Annotated in this window: 17 protein-coding genes; 12 read left to right on the top strand and 5 right to left on the bottom strand. The window is 63.9% G+C overall.

Features of this window, described 5'->3' with window-relative positions; translation table 11 throughout:
- Window positions 1-44: 44 nt before the first annotated feature.
- Together PHO31112_RS17415 and PHO31112_RS17410 are read right to left on the bottom strand one after the other, a co-directional pair.
- Entirely contained in the window at window positions 45-1763 is a 1719-nt protein-coding gene (locus tag PHO31112_RS17415; RefSeq protein WP_150621616.1) for a DUF1800 domain-containing protein, read from the bottom strand.
- Between the two features lie 96 nt (window positions 1764-1859).
- A complete protein-coding gene (locus PHO31112_RS17410) occupies window positions 1860-2183 on the bottom strand; it encodes a hypothetical protein (RefSeq protein ID WP_150621615.1) in 324 nt (107 codons plus the stop codon).
- A gap of 169 nt (window positions 2184-2352) precedes the next feature.
- Here PHO31112_RS17410 and ompR point away from each other — a divergent pair, with 169 nt between their 5' ends.
- From ompR to PHO31112_RS17390, 4 genes are all read left to right on the top strand, one after another.
- On the top strand, window positions 2353-3078 hold the full coding sequence (gene ompR / locus PHO31112_RS17405) for an osmolarity response regulator transcription factor OmpR (protein ID WP_010808867.1): 726 nt from the start codon (window positions 2353-2355) through the stop codon (window positions 3076-3078).
- Between the two features lie 180 nt (window positions 3079-3258).
- Window positions 3259-4599 carry an ATP-binding protein gene (locus PHO31112_RS17400; protein WP_150621614.1) on the top strand — a complete coding sequence of 447 codons (1341 nt, stop codon included), beginning with the start codon at window positions 3259-3261 and terminating at the stop codon, window positions 4597-4599.
- A gap of 236 nt (window positions 4600-4835) precedes the next feature.
- Complete coding sequence (locus PHO31112_RS17395) at window positions 4836-5384, top strand: peroxiredoxin (protein WP_010808865.1); 549 nt, start codon at window positions 4836-4838, stop codon at window positions 5382-5384.
- 59 nt (window positions 5385-5443) lie between these two features.
- On the top strand, window positions 5444-5971 hold the full coding sequence (locus PHO31112_RS17390) for a carboxymuconolactone decarboxylase family protein (protein ID WP_150621613.1): 528 nt from the start codon (window positions 5444-5446) through the stop codon (window positions 5969-5971).
- Window positions 5972-6076: 105 nt separating this feature from the next.
- Here PHO31112_RS17390 and ispF read toward each other — a convergent pair whose 3' ends face one another.
- Together ispF and ispD are read right to left on the bottom strand one after the other, a co-directional pair.
- Window positions 6077-6598, bottom strand: a complete 522-nt coding sequence (ispF, locus tag PHO31112_RS17385) for a 2-C-methyl-D-erythritol 2,4-cyclodiphosphate synthase (protein ID WP_150621612.1) — start codon at window positions 6596-6598, stop codon at window positions 6077-6079.
- A gap of 63 nt (window positions 6599-6661) precedes the next feature.
- Window positions 6662-7384, bottom strand: coding sequence for a 2-C-methyl-D-erythritol 4-phosphate cytidylyltransferase (gene ispD, locus PHO31112_RS17380; RefSeq protein WP_150621611.1), 723 nt, complete (start codon window positions 7382-7384; stop codon window positions 6662-6664).
- 108 nt (window positions 7385-7492) lie between these two features.
- On the opposite strand from ispD, the gene mfd reads away from it, so the two are divergent.
- From mfd to serB, 8 genes are all read left to right on the top strand, one after another.
- Complete coding sequence (mfd, locus tag PHO31112_RS17375; RefSeq protein WP_150621610.1) at window positions 7493-10957, top strand: transcription-repair coupling factor; 3465 nt, start codon at window positions 7493-7495, stop codon at window positions 10955-10957.
- A 225-nt stretch (window positions 10958-11182) separates the two neighbouring features.
- Window positions 11183-12400, top strand: coding sequence for an acetylornithine deacetylase (gene argE / locus PHO31112_RS17370; RefSeq protein WP_150621609.1), 1218 nt, complete (start codon window positions 11183-11185; stop codon window positions 12398-12400).
- 226 nt (window positions 12401-12626) lie between these two features.
- Window positions 12627-13913, top strand: a complete 1287-nt coding sequence (locus tag PHO31112_RS17365; protein ID WP_150621608.1) for an MFS transporter — start codon at window positions 12627-12629, stop codon at window positions 13911-13913.
- A 107-nt stretch (window positions 13914-14020) separates the two neighbouring features.
- Window positions 14021-15049 (top strand): threonine/serine dehydratase family protein, encoded by a 1029-nt coding sequence (locus PHO31112_RS17360; RefSeq protein WP_150621607.1) that lies wholly within the window; start codon window positions 14021-14023, stop codon window positions 15047-15049.
- Between the two features lie 98 nt (window positions 15050-15147).
- Window positions 15148-16173, top strand: a complete 1026-nt coding sequence (locus tag PHO31112_RS17355) for an ornithine cyclodeaminase family protein (RefSeq protein WP_150621606.1) — start codon at window positions 15148-15150, stop codon at window positions 16171-16173.
- A gap of 156 nt (window positions 16174-16329) precedes the next feature.
- Complete coding sequence (locus tag PHO31112_RS17350; protein ID WP_150621605.1) at window positions 16330-16896, top strand: cysteine hydrolase family protein; 567 nt, start codon at window positions 16330-16332, stop codon at window positions 16894-16896.
- A 50-nt stretch (window positions 16897-16946) separates the two neighbouring features.
- Window positions 16947-17990 carry a GlxA family transcriptional regulator gene (locus PHO31112_RS17345; protein ID WP_150621604.1) on the top strand — a complete coding sequence of 348 codons (1044 nt, stop codon included), beginning with the start codon at window positions 16947-16949 and terminating at the stop codon, window positions 17988-17990.
- Between the two features lie 123 nt (window positions 17991-18113).
- Complete coding sequence (gene serB / locus PHO31112_RS17340) at window positions 18114-19001, top strand: phosphoserine phosphatase SerB (protein ID WP_150621603.1); 888 nt, start codon at window positions 18114-18116, stop codon at window positions 18999-19001.
- Between the two features lie 66 nt (window positions 19002-19067).
- Here the strand turns inward: serB and PHO31112_RS17335 are convergent, their stop codons facing one another.
- A complete protein-coding gene (locus tag PHO31112_RS17335; protein ID WP_150621602.1) occupies window positions 19068-20285 on the bottom strand; it encodes a cystathionine beta-lyase in 1218 nt (405 codons plus the stop codon).
- Window positions 20286-20299 lie beyond the last annotated feature (14 nt).

The following is a 20299-nucleotide window of genomic DNA, read 5'->3' as shown; positions in this document are numbered from 1 at the left end:
CGTCGCCCAATGACACCCATCCCGTGCTGCCCGCCATCACATCATCACTTCAACTGATACGCGGGGTCCATCAATAACGCCTGCAAACAGGCTGCACTGTTCACGCCGACCGTTTGCGGCACCGCAGGCGCGAACGGCAACACCGCCCGCTGCAACGCCTCGCGCGACGCCTCATCCGGAACGTCGACCGGCCCCAGCCCGTAAGCTTGCAGCCAGCGCGACAGATCGAACCGCACACCCGCGACCGTTCTCGGCATCGCCGCCGCAGGACGAAGCGCCGTGCGTTGCACACCGGAACTCGCTGACGACGACGGCAACACCATCGACGGACCACCGGCATTCGCGTTCTCCGTCGCCCGGAACATGCGCTCCACGAACTGCTTTCGCGCCAGCAATGTGGTGCTGTCGATCCACGCGTCACCGCCGGGCCACCCCTTCACATTCGGCGGACGGAACAGGTCCTGCCCAAGCGCCCGCATCTGCTGAGCCAGCATCTGCGGGTCGTCGTAGCCGATGTCGAACTCACGCACGGTGTCCGTCACGAACTCCGACGGCGACTTGACCAACGTACCCCGTGTTCGCGCATCCCAGAAGGCAGGCGTCAGCAATAGCGCACGCATCGCCACGCGGATGTCGTATCCGCTCGCGCGAAAGGCGCCCGCCACACGTTGAACCTGCGACGGCTCGGGCGTCGGCGATACGAACTCGCGCCACAATTTGCCAGCGATGAACGTTGCCGTCTCCGGACGCGCCAGCAAAATGTCGAGCATCTGATCGCCATCGAAGTCGCCGGTCTGGTTCATCACGGTCTTCGCGCCCACGTCATGAACATTGGCGCGCCAGACGTAGCTCATCGTCGGCCGATCAATACTCCAGCCGGTATAGGCACGCGCCGCCTCACGGACGTCCTGTTCGGTGTAATGCCCCTCGCCCAGCGTGAACAGCTCCATGACCTCACGCGCGAAGTTCTCATTGGGATGCCCCTTCCGGCTGCCCGCACCGTCGAGATAGACGAGCATGGCCGGGTCCTTCGACACCTCATGCAGCAACACGCCGAAATTGCCCAGCGCATTCGCACGCAGCAGCACGTTCTGACGGTAAAGTGCGACCGGCTCGCGAACCTTGTCGTCGCTCGACACGAAGTGGTTGTGCCAGAACATCGTCATGCGCTCGGTGAGCGGCGACGGCGTGCTCGCCATCTCCTGCGCCCACCAGGCAGCCAACGACGCCGCCATGCGATCGCGTCGCTGGTTCAGTTCGCGGCGCTGCTCGTCGGTCATGTTCTTGGCAGGCGCGCCATAAAGCGGCGGATCGGCCGCCCAGGCGGGCGGTGGCGTCACGGCAGTACGGCGTGTTTGCTCCAGCAGGCGGTCGACGGCCTGCGCGCGCGTCAACCCGACGAGTGGCGCCAGCTCGCGAGCGTCGGGAGAGTAACCGGTGCGCGTGAGGAGGTAGCGGGCGTCGTCGGCCGTGAGGGCGCGCGTCGAGGGATCGACAGCGGTATTCGTTGCATGCGTCGACGTCGAACGCGCCGTATGCGCCACACCCGCGTGCTTCACCCCCGCAGCGTGGACCGCCAACGGCGACGCCAGCCAAAAGGCGACGAGCAAGCTCGGCACGAGCCGCCGGCAGGCGAGCGGTTTCAGGTGGACGAATAGCAACGGCGGCGGTACGATCCGTTGCCTCGCCGTCTCATTACGCTTGCGGCGAGCGCAAAAAAAGCCAGCGTCGACAGCGGCTGGCGGTGTTGGATTCGGCTTCATGGGACGCTCGCGTCAAAGTGACATCACTGGCGTTTTGGGAGAAGCGTTTGGCGACGTTTCCGACACTGATCTGACACCAACGTCGTGCGCGTCATATTAGTGACTGTACAACTCGCGCACAGCGTCTTGAATATGCTGACGAAGCAAGCGCCGGTCTTCCGGCGTCATATGACCATTCGGACGGCGGCCCGGCGGCGTGTTCTGCAGATCGTCGTTACGGCGCTCGGCGGAGGTATCCCCCTGCGACTGCCCATTCTTCGACGGATTGCGAGGCGACGGCGCCGGGCGCTGCTGTCCCGACGGACTCGCGTCATGAGATTGCGTACTGAAATAGGGCACGGGACGGGCATACGTCACACCCAGGTGTCCCCAGAGCATGATTCCCCCGAACAGTAACGTCAACTCAGCAGCCCATCTCATCTTGTGCGTATGTCCTTCATGCCATGCAGCAGGTTTTCGCCCTGGCAGGGGTGCAAGTGTACCCACTGCCTATGGTCAGCGCACAAGGGGTAGAGTAAATTGTGTAACCCTTTGTAACCCGCTTTGGCGGCCTCCTCAGTTCGCAACATTTCGGGCTAAGATACGTGGCATGGAAAACAAAAATTCTCCCAAAATTCTGGTTGTCGACGACGATCCGCGCCTGCGCGACCTGTTACGTCGTTACCTCGGGGAACAGGGTTTCAATGTCTTTGTGGCCGAAAATGCAACGGCCATGAACAAGCTTTGGGTGCGCGAGCGCTTCGATCTGCTCGTGCTGGACCTGATGCTCCCCGGTGAAGACGGTCTATCTATTTGTCGCCGCCTGCGTGGCGCGAATGACCGCACGCCGATCATCATGTTAACGGCCAAAGGCGAGGATGTCGACCGTATCGTCGGCCTCGAAATGGGCGCCGACGATTATCTGCCGAAGCCCTTCAATCCGCGCGAACTCGTCGCCCGAATTCACGCCGTGTTGCGCCGTCAGGCGCCGCCTGAACTTCCCGGCGCCCCCAGCGAAACCATGGAGACGTTCGAGTTTGGCGACTTCGCCCTGAACCTCGCCACGCGCACGCTCACCAAGAACGGTCAGGAAATCGCGCTCACGACGGGCGAGTTCTCGGTGCTCAAGGTGTTTGCACGCCATCCGCGCCAGCCACTGTCCCGTGAAAAGCTGATGGAACTCGCACGGGGGCGTGAATACGAAGTGTTCGATCGCAGCCTCGACGTGCAGATCTCGCGCCTGCGCAAGCTCATCGAACCGGACCCGGGCAGCCCGCGCTTCATTCAGACCGTCTGGGGCCTCGGCTACGTGTTCATCCCGGACGGCGGCGCGTGATCGGCCACCTTCGCGTCTCACGCAGCAAAACAACGCCGGTCGCGACAAGCTCGCGCACCGGCGTTGTGTCTTGTTTCACGTCGCATACCATGCTGCACATCGCGCTTCGCCCAGGCACCCGTCATCCGGCACACCGGGCCTGCGAACACGCACAAATCACGCTTTAGACGGAGCCACCCCATGCATCCGATCCGGATGGTACGCGGGCTGTTCGGCGGTCTTTTCTGGCGTACCTTTTTCCTCATCGCACTGCTCATCGGCGTCAGTCTGGCCGCCTGGTATCAGAGCTTTCGTGTGATCGAACGCGAGCCGCGCGCACAGCGGGTCGCGCAGCAACTCGTGTCGATCGTCAAGCTCACGCGCACCGCCCTGCTCTATTCCGAACCCGATCTGCGCCGCGCATTGCTCCAGGATCTGGAGAGCAATGAGGGCATCCGCGTATATCCGCGCGAACCGGCTGACAAGATCGAGAAGCAACCCGGCGGCGTGGTGCAGGATCTGATCGTGCGCGACGTGCAACGGCGTCTTGGCACGGACACGATCATCGCCGCCTCGGTCAACGAGATCCCGGCCATGTGGATCAGCTTCAAGATCGACGAAGACGACTACTGGGTCGCTATCGAGCAAGACCGGATCGACACGGCCACCGGCCTTCAACTCTTCAGTTGGGGGACCTTCGCGCTGGCACTCTCGCTCATTGGCGCCGCCTTCATTACCGCGCTCGTGAACCGGCCGTTTGCCCGGCTCGCCCACGCCGCGCGTGCCATCGGTGAAGGGCAACGCCCCGACCCGCTACCCGAGCGCGGCATGGGCGAGGCCGCCGAGGCCAACCGCAGCTTCAACCAGATGGTGGACGAACTCGACCGCCTCGAAGCCGACCGGGCACTGATGCTCGCCGGCATCTCGCACGACCTGCGCACGCCGCTCGCCCGGCTGCGGCTGGAGACGGAGATGAGTCCGTCCGACGAGAATGTCAAACGCGACATGATCAGCGACATCGAGCAAATGGACGAGATCATCGGCCGCTTTCTCGATTACGCTCGTCCGGCGTCGCGCACGATGCAGGCACTGGACCTGTCGGATATCGTGCGCGAGACCGCCACCTCGTTCGACGGCCGGGAAGACCTCAACGTCACCGTCGAACTTGCCGAGGCCACCGCGGTGCTCGCCGAGCGCACCGACCTCAAGCGCCTGCTCACGAACCTGCTCGAGAACGCGCGCAAGTATGGCCGCGACGCGCAGACCGACATCGCCAACGTTCACATCACGACGCGCGTGCTCGGCGAACGCGTCGAGATGCGTGTACGCGATACCGGCCCCGGCATTCCCGAGGAGCAACTGGCCCTCGTTTTCCGCCCGTTCTATCGGGTGGACACCGCACGAACCAAGGCAGACGGCACCGGCCTTGGCATGGCAATCGTGCAGCGCATCGCCACGCGCTATAAAGGCATCGCCTCGCTGCGCAACGCTCGTCCGGGCACCGGCCTTGAAATCATCGTGTCATTCCCGCTTGCTAAATAGGTGTGATCGCACGGAAATTTGGCTATGCTCAAGGCTTCTTCCGCGCGGCATCGCGCAAAATCCTATCGACGGGATTTGATTTAACTATCCTCAACATAAAAATAAACTATTGCTGCTATTGATTTGATAGCGTATAGTGCTTTAGTTGACTGAGGATCGCATGATCCCGGTCAGTTGCTGGTTGCGATGTACCTGTGACATCTCGACATAAACCGCACTAATTTAGGAGTAAATCGATGAAGACTGTCGGCGACAAACTCGAAGCGTTCTCGGTAGTAGCTGCCAAGCCCGGTTTCAACAACCACGAAGAAAACGGTGTGTCGGCTTTCGAAACGATCACCGAAGCCTCGTTCCCGGGCAAGTGGAAGATCATTTACTTCTACCCGAAGGATTTCACCTTCGTGTGCCCGACCGAAATCGTTGAGTTCGCCAAGCTGGCCAACGACTTCGCAGATCGTGACGCTGTTCTGCTCGGCGGTTCGGGCGACAACGAATTCGTGAAACTGGCATGGCGCCGTGAGCACAAGGACCTGAGCAAGCTGAACCACTACTCGTTCGGCGACACCACGGGTGCTCTGATCGACCAACTCGGCGTGCGTGAAAAGGAAGCCGGCGTGGCCCTGCGTGCAACGTTCATCGTTGACCCGGACAACGTCATCCAGCACGTTTCGGTGAACAACCTGAACGTCGGCCGTAACCCGGAAGAAGTTCTGCGTATTCTGGACGGTCTGCAAACCGACGAACTCTGCCCGTGCAACCGCGCGGTCGGCGGTGCAACGCTGTAAGCGTCGTCTCGAAGCCCGCGCAAGCGGGCTTTTTCAGCCCAAAGCAATAGGAGAAATTTATGGAATTCATCACCGCGATTAAGGCGCAGATCCCTGACTACGCCAAGGACATTCGCCTGAACCTCGACGGCACGATCGCCCGCTCCTCGCTGGAAGGCAACGACGCCGTCGGTGTGGCCCTCGCGGCCGCCTTCGCCGCCAAGAGTCAGCCGCTCATCAAGGCGATTCGCGAAGCCGGCGTATTGTCCCCGGAAGAGCTTGAAGGCGCGTTGACCGCCGCCGCGCTCATGGGCATGAACAACACGTGGTATCCGTATCTCGAGATGGCCGATAACGCCGAACTCAAGAACGAGAAGGCTCAACTTCGCATGAACGGCTACGCCACACGAGGCGGCGTCGATCAGCGTCGCTTCGAGATGTATGCGCTGGCGGCGTCCATCATCGGCAAGTGCCACTTCTGCGTGAAGTCGCACTATCATCTGCTCGCCGCCGAGCATGGGATGAGCACCGCGCAACTGCGTGACGTCGGCCGTATCGCCGCTGTCATCAACGCCGCTGCGCAAGTCCTCGCCGCCGAGGCAGCGTAAGGTAAGGCTTGGCGCGGCGTCTCGACACCGCGCGAGCCATCAAAAGCAAAACGGCGCCACCGGGTTCGTCCGGTAGCGCCGTTTTACTTTGGGTCCGGCCGGCGCTCAGCGCCCGATGAGCAATGCCGCCGCCTGTGCTTCAATCCCTTCCTGGCGGCCGAGATAGCCCAACTTCTCGTTGGTCTTCGCCTTCACGTTCACCTGACCGGCGGTGATGCCCAGCGCATCGGCAATCGATTGGGTCATGGCGGCAATATGCGGTGCGAGCTTCGGCGCCTGCGCAATAACCGTGCAGTCCACGTTGACGATCTCGTAGCCATGCTCACGCACACGACGCATGGCTTCCTTGAGCAATACAACGCTGTTTGCGCCCTTGAACGTGGGATCGGTGTCCGGGAAATGACGCCCGATGTCGCCCAACGCCGCCGCACCAAGCACGGCGTCGGTGATGGCGTGCAGCAGCACGTCGGCGTCCGAATGGCCCAGCAGGCCGCGGTCGAACGGAATCGTCACGCCCCCCATCACGAGCGGGCGGCCAGGCACGAGGGCATGCACGTCGTAGCCCTGACCGATGCGGAGCTTGGACAACGTAGCGAGCGAGACATTGGAAACAGCGGGTTCAGTCATGGGGAATCGCCAAATGCGAAAAAACAGTACGTCGGATCAATGCAGCCTGTAATCACCCCGCCTTCACGCGGGCCTGGTCGCACCGAGGAATGCTTCGGCAAGCGCGAAATCTTCGGGATATGTCACCTTGAAGTTGCGCAGGCTGCCGCGAACGAGTTTCGGCGTGAGGCCGATACGCTCGATGGCGCTGGCCTCATCCGTGACTTCGGCCCCCGAAGCAAGCGCGTCTTCCAGCGCCTGACGCAACATGCCGAGGCGGAACATCTGGGGCGTCTGCGCCTGCCACAGCCCGTCACGCGATTCCGTGGTCTGTACGGCTGCCAGCCCGCCCTTCTCGGCCGGCGCCTGCTCACGCTTGAGCGTATCGGCCACCGGCAACGCGAGAATGCCGCCGACCGGATCGTCACGCAGCGCTTCGACGAGTGCGCGAATCAGCGCGGGAGTGATGCCCGGACGCGCAGCATCGTGCACAAGCACCCAATCGCTGTCCTGCGCCCCGAACTCGGTGAGCGCCTGCAGGCCGCCAAGTACCGACGCATGGCGCGACGGGCCACCGCAACGGCGCACCGCAAAGCGCAGCGTGCCGAAGCGCCGCCCGTCGAAGTGATCGTCGTCGGGCGCCAGCACCAGCACGGTCTGAGCGAACTCGGAACAGGCGTCGAACGCGGCAAGCGCATAGTGAAGCATGGCACGTCCGCCGACGCTTCGGTATTGCTTGGGCACGTCGGCCCCGGCGCGTACACCGGCCCCGGCACACGGGATGACGGCAAAAAGTCGGTCGCTCACGATAAAACGCAGGTAAGGGTAAAGCAGGGATTTTATAATAGACGCTGACTGTCACGGGGCCCCATGCGAGTGGAGCCCCGTGCTTTGCCATTTCTGCAACGTTTTCCTATGTCCTCCGCCAACGCCTTATCCCGTAGTACCGTGCCTGTGCCGCTCGTGAAAGCGGGACAGCGCTACGCTTTTGCCGGCTCGCACGCGTCCAGCGACGCCCTGCTCATTGCCCGCTATTTCGAAGAGAATCGCGAGCGCCTGCCGCTGCTCGCCGTCGTGTGCGCCCAGGCCACCGATGCCCTGCGCCTGCAGCAGGAGCTGAAGTGGTGTGCGCCCGAGGCGCGCGTGCGGCTGCTGCCCGACTGGGAGACGCTGCCCTACGACACGTTCTCGCCACACCAGGATCTCGTGTCTGAACGGCTTGCCACCCTGCACGATCTCGGCGAGAAGCGCTGCGACATCGTGCTGGTGCCCGCGACCACTGCGCTCTATCGCATGGCGCCGGCAAGCTTCATGGCGGCCTATACGTTCTTCTTCACGCAGGGCGAACGTCTTGACGAGGCCCGGTTGAAGTCTCAACTCACGCTCGCGGGCTACGAGCATGTGAGCCAGGTAATGCGCCCCGGCGAGTACTGCGTACGCGGCGGGCTGATCGATCTCTTCCCGATGGGCTCGGCACTGCCCTATCGCCTCGACCTGTTCGACGATACCGTCGACAGCATTCGTGCGTTCGATCCCGACACGCAGCGCAGCCTGTATCCGGTCAAGGAAGTCCGTCTGCTGCCGGGGCGCGAATTCCCGTTCGACGAACCCGCGCGCACGGCGTTTCGCGGCCGCTGGCGCGAAGTCTTCGAAGGCGATCCGAGCCGCAGTCCGATCTACAAGGACATCGGCAGCGGTGTGCCGTCGGCAGGCATCGAGTACTACCTGCCGCTGTTCTTCGAAGAGACGGCCACGCTGTTCCACTATCTGCCTGCCGACGCTCAACTGGTGTTCGTGGGCGATCTCGACGCGGCAATCCACCGCTTCTGGAACGATACGCGCCAGCGCTACAACTTTCTGTCGCACGATCGCGAGCGTCCGGTGCTGCCGCCCGAGCAATTATTCCTGCTCGATCAGGACTTCTTCACGCTCGCCAAGCCGTTCGCACGGCTGACGCTGCCCGCACCGGGCGATGGCAGTTGGGCTACCCCGCTGCCGCCGCTGGCGGTCAATCGCCGCGCCGACGACCCGCTCGCCGCGCTGCGCGCCTATCTGGCCCGCACACCGGCACGCGTGCTGTTGTGCGCCGATTCGGCCGGCCGCCGCGAGACGCTGCTGCAACTGCTGCACGATAACGATCTGCGCCCCTCCACGGTCGAGTCGCTCGAAGACTTCCTGACGTCCGACACGCGCTTCGCCATCGGCGTCGCCCCGCTGGCCGCCGGCTTCCTGCTGCCGGCCGAAAACCTCGCGTTCATCACCGAAAACGAGCTGTACGAAGGACTTGCGCGCCGTGCGGGCAAGCGCCGCCAGGAACAGGCGACGTCGGTCGATTCGATGGTGCGCGACCTTGCCGAACTCAAGGTCGGCGACCCCGTGGTTCACAGCCAGCACGGCATCGGCCGCTATCAGGGCCTGGTCAGCATGGATCTCGGCGAAGGCGAGACCGAATTCCTGCATCTCGAATACTCGGGCGCGAGCAAACTGTATGTGCCGGTCTCGCAGTTGCACCTGATCTCGCGCTACAGCGGCGCCGATCCCGACACCGCGCCACTGCACTCGCTCGGCTCGGGCCAATGGGAGAAGGCGAAGCGCAAGGCCGCGCAGCAGATCCGCGATACGGCGGCGGAACTGCTCAACCTGTACGCCCGCCGTGCCGCGCGCTCGGGCTACGCTTTCGAGCTGTCGCCGCGCGATTACGAGAAATTTGCCGACAGCTTCGGCTTTGAGGAAACACCGGATCAGGCGGCCGCCATTGCCGCCGTCATGAGCGACATGACCAGCGGTCGCCCGATGGACCGCCTGGTGTGCGGCGACGTCGGCTTCGGCAAAACCGAAGTGGCCTTGCGCGCCGCATTCATTGCCGTGCTCGACAGCAAGCAGGTCGCCCTGCTCGCGCCTACCACGCTGCTCGCCGAACAACACGCGCAGACCTTCTCCGATCGTTTTGCCGACTGGCCGGTGCGCATCGCCGAACTCTCCCGTTTCAAGACCACGAAGGAAGTGAACGCGAGTGTGAAGGCGATCAACGAGGGACAGGTCGATATCGTGATCGGCACGCACAAGCTGCTCTCGAACGACATCCATTTCCAGCGCCTGGGCCTCGTCATCATCGACGAAGAGCACCGCTTCGGCGTGCGTCAGAAGGAGGCCCTCAAGGCACTGCGCGCCGAGGTCGACGTGCTCACGCTGACCGCCACCCCGATTCCGCGCACGCTCGGCATGGCCCTCGAAGGATTGCGCGACTTCTCCGTCATCGCCACCGCGCCGCAGAAGCGCCTGGCGATCAAGACCTTCGTGCGACGCGAGGAAGATGGGGTGATTCGCGAAGCCATGCTGCGCGAACTCAAGCGTGGCGGACAGGTGTATTTCCTGCATAACGAAGTCGAGACCATCGAGAACCGCAAGGCTCAGTTGGAAGCCCTTGTGCCCGAGGCCCGCATCGTGGTCGCCCACGGCCAGATGCACGAACGCGATCTCGAGCGCGTGATGCGCGACTTCGTGACACAGCGCGCCAACGTGCTGCTGTGTACGACCATCATCGAGACCGGCATCGACGTGCCGACCGCCAACACCATCCTGATGCACCGCGCCGACAAGTTCGGTCTCGCGCAGTTGCACCAGTTGCGTGGCCGCGTGGGCCGCTCGCACCATCAGGCATACGCCTATCTGCTCGTGCACGATCCGAAGGCGCTGACCAAGCAGGCACAACGCCGTCTCGAAGCGATTCAGCAGATGGAAGAACTCGGCGCGGGCTTCTACCTCGCCATGCACGATCTCGAGATTCGCGGCGCGGGCGAGGTGCTGGGCGACAAACAGTCGGGCGAAATCCATGAAATCGGCTTCCAGCTCTATACCGACATGCTGGCCGACGCCGTGAGTGCGCTGAAAGCCGGCCGAGAGCCGGATCTCACCGCGCCGCTCGCCGTGACGACCGAGATTAATCTGCACGTTCCGGCCATTCTGCCGAGCGATTACTGCGGCGACGTGCAGGAGCGTCTCTCGCTCTACAAGCGGCTCGCCAACGGTACGAATCCCGATGCCATCGACACAACGCAGGAAGAACTCGTCGACCGCTTCGGCAAGTTGCCGCAACAGGCGCAGGCACTCATCGAGACGCACCGTCTGCGGTTGCTGGCCAAGCCGCTGGGCATCGTGAAGATCGACGCGAGCGAAGAAGCCATCGCCCTGCAATTCGAGCCGACACCCGCCGTCGACCCGATGCGCATCATCGAGCTGGTGCAGAAGCATCGCCACATCAAGCTCGCCGGGCAGGACAAGCTGCGCATCGAAGTGAAACACGCAGAGCTGACCGACCGCGTGCGCGCGATCAAGGAGACGTTGCGAGCCCTCGGCTCACCCGGCGCAAAAGCCGCCTGACACACCCGACAGCGACGGCACACCGAAGCGGTCGAAAAGACCTCGAATCCGGTGTGCACCGCAGCAATTTCAGCCGTTCGCCGGGCTAGCGCATCCGGGCAAACCCCCGCCCGGCGCGCGAATTCTCGCGAGGCAGGAATGGTTGTTCACACAACCTTTTACCTCTAAATTATTTTTGAGTACCATTTCCCAGTACGTATGACTGGAAGATTCCCGGAGATTCGAATGACAAGCGCTTCCCCTCAAGCCATCGCGCCGCAAGCCGCTAGCGAGGCCCAGCCGGCATCGCTCGACTGGATCACGAAGCTGGTCAGCATCGACACCACCAGCCGCGAATCGAACCTCGGCCTGATCGAGACGGTGCGCGACAGCCTCAAGCATGCGGGTGTCGAGCCGTGGCTCTCGTATGACGCCACCAAGCGCAAGGCCAATCTGTTCGTGACGCTGCCCGCCGCTGACGGCAACACCCAGGGCGGCATCGTGCTGTCGGGGCACACCGACGTAGTGCCGGTTGACGGCCAGCCGTGGGATACCGATCCGTTCAAACCCGTGGTGCGCGACGGCAACCTGTATGGCCGCGGCACCTGCGACATGAAGGGCTTCATCGGCTCGGTCATGACGATGCTGCCGGAAATGCGTGACGCCAAGCTCAAGACGCCGTTCCATTTCGCTTTTTCCTACGACGAAGAGATTGGTTGCGTGGGCGCGCCCGTGATGCTGGCCGAGTTGCGCGAGCGCGGCATTCGCCCGGACGGCTGTATCGTCGGCGAGCCTACGAGCATGCGCGTGATCGTTGCCCACAAGGGCATCAACGCCTACCAGTGCTGCGTACGCGGTCACGCAGCGCACTCGTCGCTCACGCCGAAGGGCTCGAACGCCATTGAGTACGCGGCACGTCTGATCTGCTACATCCGCGATCTGGCCGACCACTTCAAGCAGAACGGCCCGTTCGATGAGTTGTTCGACGTGCCGTTCACCACGGCGCAGACCGGCACGATCTCGGGCGGCATCGCCCTCAACACGATTCCGGCACTGTGCGAGTTCGTTTTCGAATACCGCAATCTGCCGGGTGTTGACGCCGACGGCATCTTCCAGCGCATTCAGCAATACGCGCTGGACGAGCTTGTGCCGAAGATGCAGAAAGAACACCCGAACGCCGGCATCGAGTTCAAGCGGATTGCCGCCGCCCCGGCGCTGGACGCCTCGGAGCAGGACGCCATCACGCAACTCGTGCGCGCCCTGACCAAGGACACCGACAAGCGCAAGGTCGCCTACGGCACCGAAGCCGGTCAGTTCCAACTGGCGGGCGTGCCGTCGATCGTGTGCGGCCCGGGCAATATCGAGCAAGCGCACAAGCCCAACGAGTTCGTTTCGCTCGAACAGATCGCGCAGTGCGAGTCGTTTCTGCGCAAGCTGATTCGCAGCAACACCGTCGACGCCTGAGCTATCGCCTGAATCATTTCGGGCCAAGGCACCGACTGCCGTCTTACCGGGCCGTATTCCGCTAGCGGGATGCGGCCCGTTGCCTTGGCGACGCCGATCCGGCATCGCCAAGGCAACAAAGCAGCACGCTGTACACCGTCACAGACGCCTATTGCAAAGGCGCACAGGACATCCCTCCGCAAGATAACAAAGCACATACGTCAGACAGGTATTGGAGATCTCGCCCATGAGTGCAAGCGCAGCCCCCGACGCGACGGCCCCGTCCGCCCGCACCACCCCGCACGCCTGGCGTGTGATCGTATCCGCATCGATCGGTAACGCCCTCGAGTGGTTCGATCTCGTGGTGTACGGCTTCTTCGCCGTGACCATTGCGAAACTGTTCTTCCCGACCGGCAACGACACGGTGTCGCTGCTGCTCACGCTCGGCACGTTCGGCGTGTCGTTCTTCATGCGCCCGCTCGGCGCCATCGTGATTGGCGCCTACGCCGACCGCGCCGGTCGCAAAGCCGCGCTCACGCTGTCGATTCTGTTGATGATGGTCGGCACGCTGCTCATCGCGCTCATGCCCACGTACACCACCATCGGGGTGCTGGCGCCGGTGGGTATCGTCATCGCCCGCATGGTGCAGGGCTTCTCGGCCGGCGGCGAATTCGGTAGCGCCACGGCGTTCCTCGCCGAGCACGCGCCGCAACGTCGCGGCTTCTTCTCGAGCTGGCAGGTCGCCTCGCAAGGTCTCACCACGCTGCTCGCCGCAGGGTTCGGCGCGCTGCTCACCGGGAATCTCTCGCCGGAAGCGATGGCGTCGTGGGGGTGGCGTGTCCCGTTCTTCTTCGGCTTGTTGATCGGCCCTGTGGCGTATTACATTCGCCGCCGTCTGGACGAGACGCCCGAGTTCCTCGACATCGAGCCCACACAAAGCCCCCTGCGCGATACGTTTGCCAGCCAGAAAGAACGCCTGCTGCTCGCCATCGGCGTGGTCGTGATGGCCACCGTCGCGACCTATCTGGTGCTCTACATGCCGACGTATGCCGTCAAGCAGTTGGGTCTGCCGTCCTCGGCCGCATTCTCGGCCGTGCTGCTCACGGGTGTCGTGCAACTGATCGTCGCACCGATCGTCGGCCACTGGTCGGATACACACGGCCGGATCAAGCCGATGCTCGCCGCCGCCGTGGCGTTGCTGGTGCTCGTCTACCCGATGTTTCGCTTCCTCGATGCGAACCCGACGTTCGGCTCGCTGATGGTGTTCCAGATCGTGCTCGGCCTGCTGATGACGACGTACTTCGGCGCCCTGCCCGCACTGCTCACCGAATTGTTCCCGACACAGGTGCGCACCACGGGCCTCTCTCTAGGCTATAACATTGCAGCAACGGTGTTCGGCGGCTTCGCACCGTTTATCATCACGTGGCTCATTGGCGCAACGGGCAACAAGCTCGCGCCGAGCTTCTATCTGATTTTCGCTGCCGTCATCAGCATTACCGCGCTGCTGCGCAGCCGCAAGCTCGGCCTTCGCTGAACCATCGAGCCCGGCAACGCCAGGCGGCTACGGGAGCCGCGGCGCACATCCGCTCACCGGTGTGCGCCCCCCTCCCGGCATTTCACCACTAAGGAGACAACGCCCAAGTGACGCAATCGACCCACGACCTGCACGCCGAAACCATCGACGGGCAACCCGCGCCGACGAAAGACGCCATCGCCGCCTTGCACGAGAAGCTGCTTCCCTATGTGCGAACGACGCCGGTATTCACCCGCAGTGACTTTCCGACGCTCGGCGACACCCAGGTGACGTTCAAGTACGAACTGTTGCAGGCGTCGGGCACGTTCAAGGCACGCGGGGCGTTCTCGAACCTGCTCTCGCTCGACGAAGCGCAGCGCAAGGCGGGCGTGACATGCGTGTCCGCCGGCAACCACGCCGTGGCGGTGGCCTACGCTGCGCAAGCAACGGGCATCGGCGCCAAGACGATCATGCTCAAGACCGCCAGCCCGGCACGTTCCTCGCTGTGTCGCGAATACGGTGCGGAACTGATACTCGCTGAAAACGTTCACGAAGCGTTCGATATGGTCAAGCGCGTCGAACAGGACGAGGGCCGCTACTTCGTGCATCCGTTCAACGGCTACCGCACGGTGCTCGGCACGGCCACGCTGGGCTACGAGTGGGCGAAGCAAGCCCCCGACCTCGACGCCGTGATCGTACCCATCGGCGGTGGCGGCTTGATTGCCGGCGTAGCCACCGCGTTCAAGCTGTTCGCGCCGCACGTGAAGGTGTACGGTGTCGAACCGGCCGGCGCCGACGCCATGGCGCAGAGCTTCGCCGCAGGCGGCACTGTCAAGATGGGGCCGATGACCGGTATCGCCGACAGCCTGATGGCGCCGCACACGGAGTTGTATAGCTATACGCTGTGCCGCCGTCATGTCGACGAGTTGGTCACGGTCACCGACGACCAGATGCGTGCGGGCATGCTCACCCTGTTCCGTCAATTGAAGCTGGCGGTAGAACCCGCGTGTGCGGCGGCGACCGCTGCGCTGATGGGGCCGCTACGCGAGACACTCATGGGCAAGCGCGTCGGCGTGCTGCTGTGCGGCACCAACACCGACACGGCGACGTTCAACCGCCACATCGAAGCGGCACTCGCGGCCGAAGCGAACGGCTGAGCGCCTTCGCCCCCTCTGACGAAGCGCCTGACGCGACCTAACGGTCGCGTCTTCGCTTCGCACCTCGGCCACTGCCCGCACGTTCACAAGGATCTCGCATGTCCGCCACCTCCTCAACGCCGCCCGTCCTGCTGCTCGACGCTGCGCAAATCGCCGCGCTCATGCCCGTGGCCGACGCGATCCCCGTCATGTCCGACATGTTCGGCGCACTCGCCCGTGGGCAGATTCACCTGCCGTTGCGCCAGATCATCCGTCCGCCGGAAACGCTCGGCGCGAAAGGCATGCTCGGCATGATGCCCGCGTTCCTCGGCAGCGCAGCGTCCGGCATGCCGGTCTACGGCGCCAAGGTCGGCACTTTCTTCCCCGGCAACAGCGCGCTCGGCAAGGACCCGCATCAGGGCTGCGTCCTGTTGATGAGCGGGGAGACGGGCGAACTCCTCGCCGTCATGAACGCGGCGGAGATCACCGGTATTCGCACCGCCGCCGTGACAGGACTAGCGACGCGTCTGCTCGCCCGCCCCGACGCCTCTCGTCTTGCCCTGATCGGGGCAGGTCATCAGGCGCACTGGCATCTCGCAGCGCTCGCGGCGGCGCGCCCGCTGAGGCACGTGTACGTGGCAAGCCGCTCGCTCGCCACGGCGCAGGCTTTCGTCGACAAGGAACAGCCGAACTACAGCTTTCCCCTCGAAGCCGCCGAGAGCGCGAAAGCGGCCGTGTGCGACGCCGATATCGTCGTGACGGTGACGAACGCGACGGACCCGGTGCTGCAAGCCGGCTGGATCGCGCCGGGCACACACGTCAATCTGGTCGGCAGCAGCACCCCTCGTCATCGTGAAGCCGATACGATGCTCATGGCGCGAGCCCGGTTGTTCGTCGACCGGCGCGAATCGACGATCAACGAGTCCGGCGACTATCTGGCGGCGGCCGCCGAAGGCCGTATCGGACCGGAGGACCTGCTCGCAGAACTCGGGGAACTGGTCATTCACACGCATCCCGGGCGCACCAACGCCGAAACCGTCACCTTGTTCAAGTCGCTCGGCATGGGGGCGCAGGACGTCGCACTCGCCGCCGCGCTGTATCAGCGGGCGCAAACCACCGGCATTGGCGCGCGCGCCGCGATCTGAACGCCTGTCTCTCCGGCATCCGGGCGTTCGATCGGTTTGATAGGCGCTAACAGCCGATGTCCGGATACGTCCGATTCCGGTCCGCAGGCGGTCTGTCGTAGTCCCTAAGCGCCTCGTAACATGGCCTCACCGTCACCCGACCTTACGGAGTCGCTCATGTCGCAAGATCAAACCGCCCAAACGTCCCGCACCGCCCTGCTCGTCATCGACGCCCAGGAATCGTTCCGTCAGCGTCCGTACTGGCGCGAAGACGATCTCGCCACGTACTTCAGCCGCCAGCAAGCGCTCGTCGACGGTGCGGTGGCCCGTGGCGTCCCCGTCGTGCAGGTGTTCCATATCGATTCGGGCGTGTTCTCGCGTGACTCGGGCTTCGTGCGCACGCTCGAAGAACTTCGTATCGCCCCGGCATTCACGGTGGACAAGGTGAAGCACAGCGCGCTGGCCGGCTCTACCCTCGGCGCGTGGCTCGTCGAGCACGGCATTACGCGTCTGATCGTTTCCGGCATCCGCACCGAGCAATGCTGCGAGACGACGACCCGTGCGGCGTCCGATGCGGGTTACGAAGTGGACTTCGTCACGGAAGCCACCCTCACCTTCCCGATGCAACACCCGCGCACCGGACGCGAGTTGTCGGTCGCCGACCTCAAGGAGCGCACCGAAATGGTCCTCGTCGATCGCTTCGCCCGTATCGTGACGGTTGAGGAAGCGCTCGCGGCGGTGTAATGTCGCTCTCGAACCGACGTTGTCTGAATTTGTCCTGAAGGCCTGCTGCGATGCCACGACTGCAACCCGTCTATCTGCTGGTCATGCCCGATACGCTGCTGCTCGACATCGCAGCGCCGGCCGAGGCGTTGCGCATCGCTAATCACCAGCAAGACGACGTGCGCTTCGCGTTGCGCTATGTTGGCACGCAGCGCTCGGTGACCACCTCCATCGGCCTGCGCCTCTCGCCGCTGGACGTGCTGCCAGGCGACGTGCCCGACGACGCCTGGCTGGTCGTCGCGGGCACCGTCGAGAAGCCGCTGCCGGAGCAGGTGGCGGCCGATGACACGATGACGGACTTATCGCGTTTATCGGACTTATCCGACTTATCGGACGCCCCGACGAAAGACGCCGAAGCCCGCGCCGTTGCGTGGCTTCGGCAAGTGGTGCGCCCCACGCACCAACTGGCTTGCATCTGCACGGGCGCGCTGCTGGCCGCGCGCGCGGGACTGCTCGATACGCGCGCCTGCACCACGCATCACGGCAGTTGCGACGAATTGCGTGCGCTGGCCCCAAGTGCGCGCGTAGCGGACAACCGGCTCTACGTGCATGACGGGAACGTGTGGACGAGCGCCGGCGTCACCACCGGGCTGGATCTGATGCTCACCCTCATTGCCAATGCCGCCGGGCCGCTGTGCGCGGCTGCGGTGGCGCGTCAGATGGTTGTCTACGCGCGGCGTGCCGGTGCCGACCCACAGTTGTCTCCCTGGCTCGAAGGCCGCAATCACCTGCATCCGGCATTGCATCGGGTACAGGACGCCATCGCCGCCGATCCCGCCCACGACTGGACACTCGCCACCATGGCCGACATCGCCTGCGCCAGCGAACGGCACGTGACGCGACTCTTCCGCGAACACGCCGGCGTCGCGCCCATCGACTACCTGCATCGACTACGCATCGCGCTCGCGCGTGAGATGCTCGGCAACAGCCATCTCGATCTGGAGCGCATTGCCGAGCGCACCGGTTTCGGCTCCAGCCGCCATCTGCGGCGCGTCTGGCACAAGTTCGAGGCACTTCCGCCGAGCCGCGCGCGTCGCACCACCCACGACGGCTGAGGCCGCGCCCCGTGCGACGGATGGGCATCCGGAATCTCCCGCCCGTCAGGGAAACCGGCGCGAGGCCGCCGCAACCCGGTAGAATGTCGGTCGCACGTAAAACGCACGACTCTCGACTTCAAGATGGCCAACGACCTCGTCATTCTGGGCAGCGCTTCACCCGCCGCGCACGCCGCTCCTGCTACGGCATTCCCGTCTCACCTGCAAGCCGCCGTCGGCGCACTCGTGCCCGGTGCCAACGTTACGTTTACGCCGGGTGCGGCACGCATCGCCGATGTCACCGACAGCCCGGCCCTGCGTACCGCGATGAGTGCGTTTGCCCAGCAGCACGAGGTAGATGCCGTACTCGTCGACAGCCAGCGCCGTCTCACGGATTTCAAGCTGGTGGCCATGGATATGGACTCCACGCTCATCACCATCGAGTGCGTCGACGAAATCGCCGATTTCTGCGGATTGAAGGCGGAAGTCTCGGCGATCACCGAGGCCGCCATGCGCGGCGAGATCAAGGACTTCAACGAAAGTCTCACGCGTCGCGTGGCCCTGCTCAAGGGGCTCGACGCCAGTGCTTTGGAGAAGGTGTTCGACGAGCGCCTGCAACTCTCGCCCGGCGCGCAGACCATGCTGCGCGGCGTGCAGTCGCTCGGCATTCGCACGCTGCTGGTGTCGGGTGGCTTCACCTTTTTCACGGAACGCCTGAAGACGCGCCTGAATCTGGATGTCGCCCGCGCGAACACGCTGGAGATTGTCGACGGCAAGCTCACCGGCCGGGTGCTGGGAGAGATCGTCAACGCCGAAGTGAAGGCGCGCACCGTGACCGAAGTGGCGGCCCAATTCGGCATCCGCCCCGATCAGGCCATCGTCATGGGCGACGGTTCGAACGATCTTCAGATGATGGCGATTGCCGGGTTGTCGGTGGCGTTCCGTGCCAAACCCGTGGTGCGCGAGAAGGCGTCTGTCGCGTTCAATTACGCCGGGCTGGACGGCATTCTCTCGCTGTTCCGTAAGGACTGAACGTGAACCCCGGGCGGACACGGCTTGCGCAGTCCGCGTGCCGTTCCTCCGCCCCGGACCGCAGCATCAGGCGCCGAGATGCGCCTTGAGGCTCGCCTCGATATCCGCCTGCAAATCGCGCACATCTTCGAGACCGATGTAGAAGCGCACCAGCGCGCCCTTATGCTGCCACGGCGTTGCCGTACGCATTGATGGCACGCGATACGGCACGACAAGGCTGTGCGCCCCTCCCCAACTGAAGCCGATCTTGAACAAGCGCAGCGCTTCGACGAACGCATCGATCTGCGCTTGCGAGTAGCGCTCGTCGAACACCACGGAGAACAGGCCACCCGCTCCCGAGAAATCGCGACGGAAATGCTGATGGCCCGGACAGTCCTCGAATGCCGGGTGCAGCACCGCCACAATCTCGTGACGCGTTTCCAGCCACGTGGCCAGTGTCATCGCAGCGCGATCGTGCGCCTCGAAGCGCAGTTGCATATTTGGCAGACTGCGCAGCACGAGACTGCAATCGTCGACCGACACCCCCACGCCCATCAGCATGCGAGCACGCTTCAGACGATGATGCACGTCGTCGTCGACGGTCACGACGGCGCCCATCAGCACATCGCTGCCGCCCGACTGGTATTTGGTCAGCGCCTGCACCGAGATGTCCACGCCGTGATCGAACGGGCGGAACGCCAGGCCGGCCGAATAGGTGTTGTCGATGGCGGTGAGCACACCGCGCTCGCGCGCGACGCGTGCGATGGCCGGCACGTCCGGCACTTCCATCGTGACCGAACCCGGCGCTTCGAGCCAGATTACCTTCGTGTTGGGTTGAATCAGCGCGCCGATGCCGTCGCCGATCATCGGATCGTAATAGCGCACCGTGACGCCGAACGATTCGGCAAGCCAGTCTCCGTGCTCACGATTCGGGCCGTAGGCGTTGTCGGGAATGAGCACGTCGTCGCCGCCCTTGACGAGGCCGAAGTACACATTGGAAATGGCCGCGAGGCCAGACGGGAACAGCAGGCAATGCTTGCCGCCTTCGAGTGCCGCCAGACGCCGCATCAACTCCATCGACGTCGGGGTCGCATGCAGGCCGTAGCGCCACTGGCTGTCGTTCTTCCAGTCGAGCGCACGCATGGCGGCCAGATCGGGGAAAATCACCGTCGACGCGCGGGCGACAGGCACCGGCATGGCGGCAAACCCTGCGGGTAATTGTGTGTCGGTGTGCAGAATATTGGTCTGCCAGTGCCAGCCGTTGGCTTCCGGCGTATCGAGGGGCTTGCGGTTGTCTTGCGTCATCACGGCTCCGGAAT

It is taken from the genome of Pandoraea horticolens, assembly GCF_902459555.1.
Classification (GTDB): Bacteria; Pseudomonadota; Gammaproteobacteria; order Burkholderiales; family Burkholderiaceae; genus Pandoraea; species Pandoraea horticolens.
Note: the sequence above shows the minus strand (reverse complement) of the source record. Positions and strands in the feature narration are given on the sequence as shown.

Excerpts from the sequence above, each read along its gene's own strand:
- PHO31112_RS17395 (WP_010808865.1), top strand. The coding sequence starts at position 4,836 with ATGAAGACTGTCGGCGACAAACTCGAAGCGTTCTCGGTAGTAGCTGCC.
- serB (WP_150621603.1), top strand. The coding sequence starts at position 18,114 with ATGGCCAACGACCTCGTCATTCTGGGCAGCGCTTCACCCGCCGCGCAC.
- mfd (WP_150621610.1), top strand. The coding sequence starts at position 7,493 with ATGTCCTCCGCCAACGCCTTATCCCGTAGTACCGTGCCTGTGCCGCTC.
- PHO31112_RS17335 (WP_150621602.1), bottom strand. The coding sequence starts at position 20,285 with ATGACGCAAGACAACCGCAAGCCCCTCGATACGCCGGAAGCCAACGGC.
- PHO31112_RS17345 (WP_150621604.1), top strand. The coding sequence starts at position 16,947 with ATGCCACGACTGCAACCCGTCTATCTGCTGGTCATGCCCGATACGCTG.
- PHO31112_RS17400 (WP_150621614.1), top strand. The coding sequence starts at position 3,259 with ATGCATCCGATCCGGATGGTACGCGGGCTGTTCGGCGGTCTTTTCTGG.
- PHO31112_RS17390 (WP_150621613.1), top strand. The coding sequence starts at position 5,444 with ATGGAATTCATCACCGCGATTAAGGCGCAGATCCCTGACTACGCCAAG.
- ispF (WP_150621612.1), bottom strand. The coding sequence starts at position 6,598 with ATGACTGAACCCGCTGTTTCCAATGTCTCGCTCGCTACGTTGTCCAAG.
- PHO31112_RS17350 (WP_150621605.1), top strand. The coding sequence starts at position 16,330 with ATGTCGCAAGATCAAACCGCCCAAACGTCCCGCACCGCCCTGCTCGTC.
- PHO31112_RS17365 (WP_150621608.1), top strand. The coding sequence starts at position 12,627 with ATGAGTGCAAGCGCAGCCCCCGACGCGACGGCCCCGTCCGCCCGCACC.
- argE (WP_150621609.1), top strand. The coding sequence starts at position 11,183 with ATGACAAGCGCTTCCCCTCAAGCCATCGCGCCGCAAGCCGCTAGCGAG.
- PHO31112_RS17410 (WP_150621615.1), bottom strand. The coding sequence starts at position 2,183 with ATGAGATGGGCTGCTGAGTTGACGTTACTGTTCGGGGGAATCATGCTC.
- ompR (WP_010808867.1), top strand. The coding sequence starts at position 2,353 with ATGGAAAACAAAAATTCTCCCAAAATTCTGGTTGTCGACGACGATCCG.
- PHO31112_RS17415 (WP_150621616.1), bottom strand. The coding sequence starts at position 1,763 with ATGAAGCCGAATCCAACACCGCCAGCCGCTGTCGACGCTGGCTTTTTT.
- PHO31112_RS17355 (WP_150621606.1), top strand. The coding sequence starts at position 15,148 with ATGTCCGCCACCTCCTCAACGCCGCCCGTCCTGCTGCTCGACGCTGCG.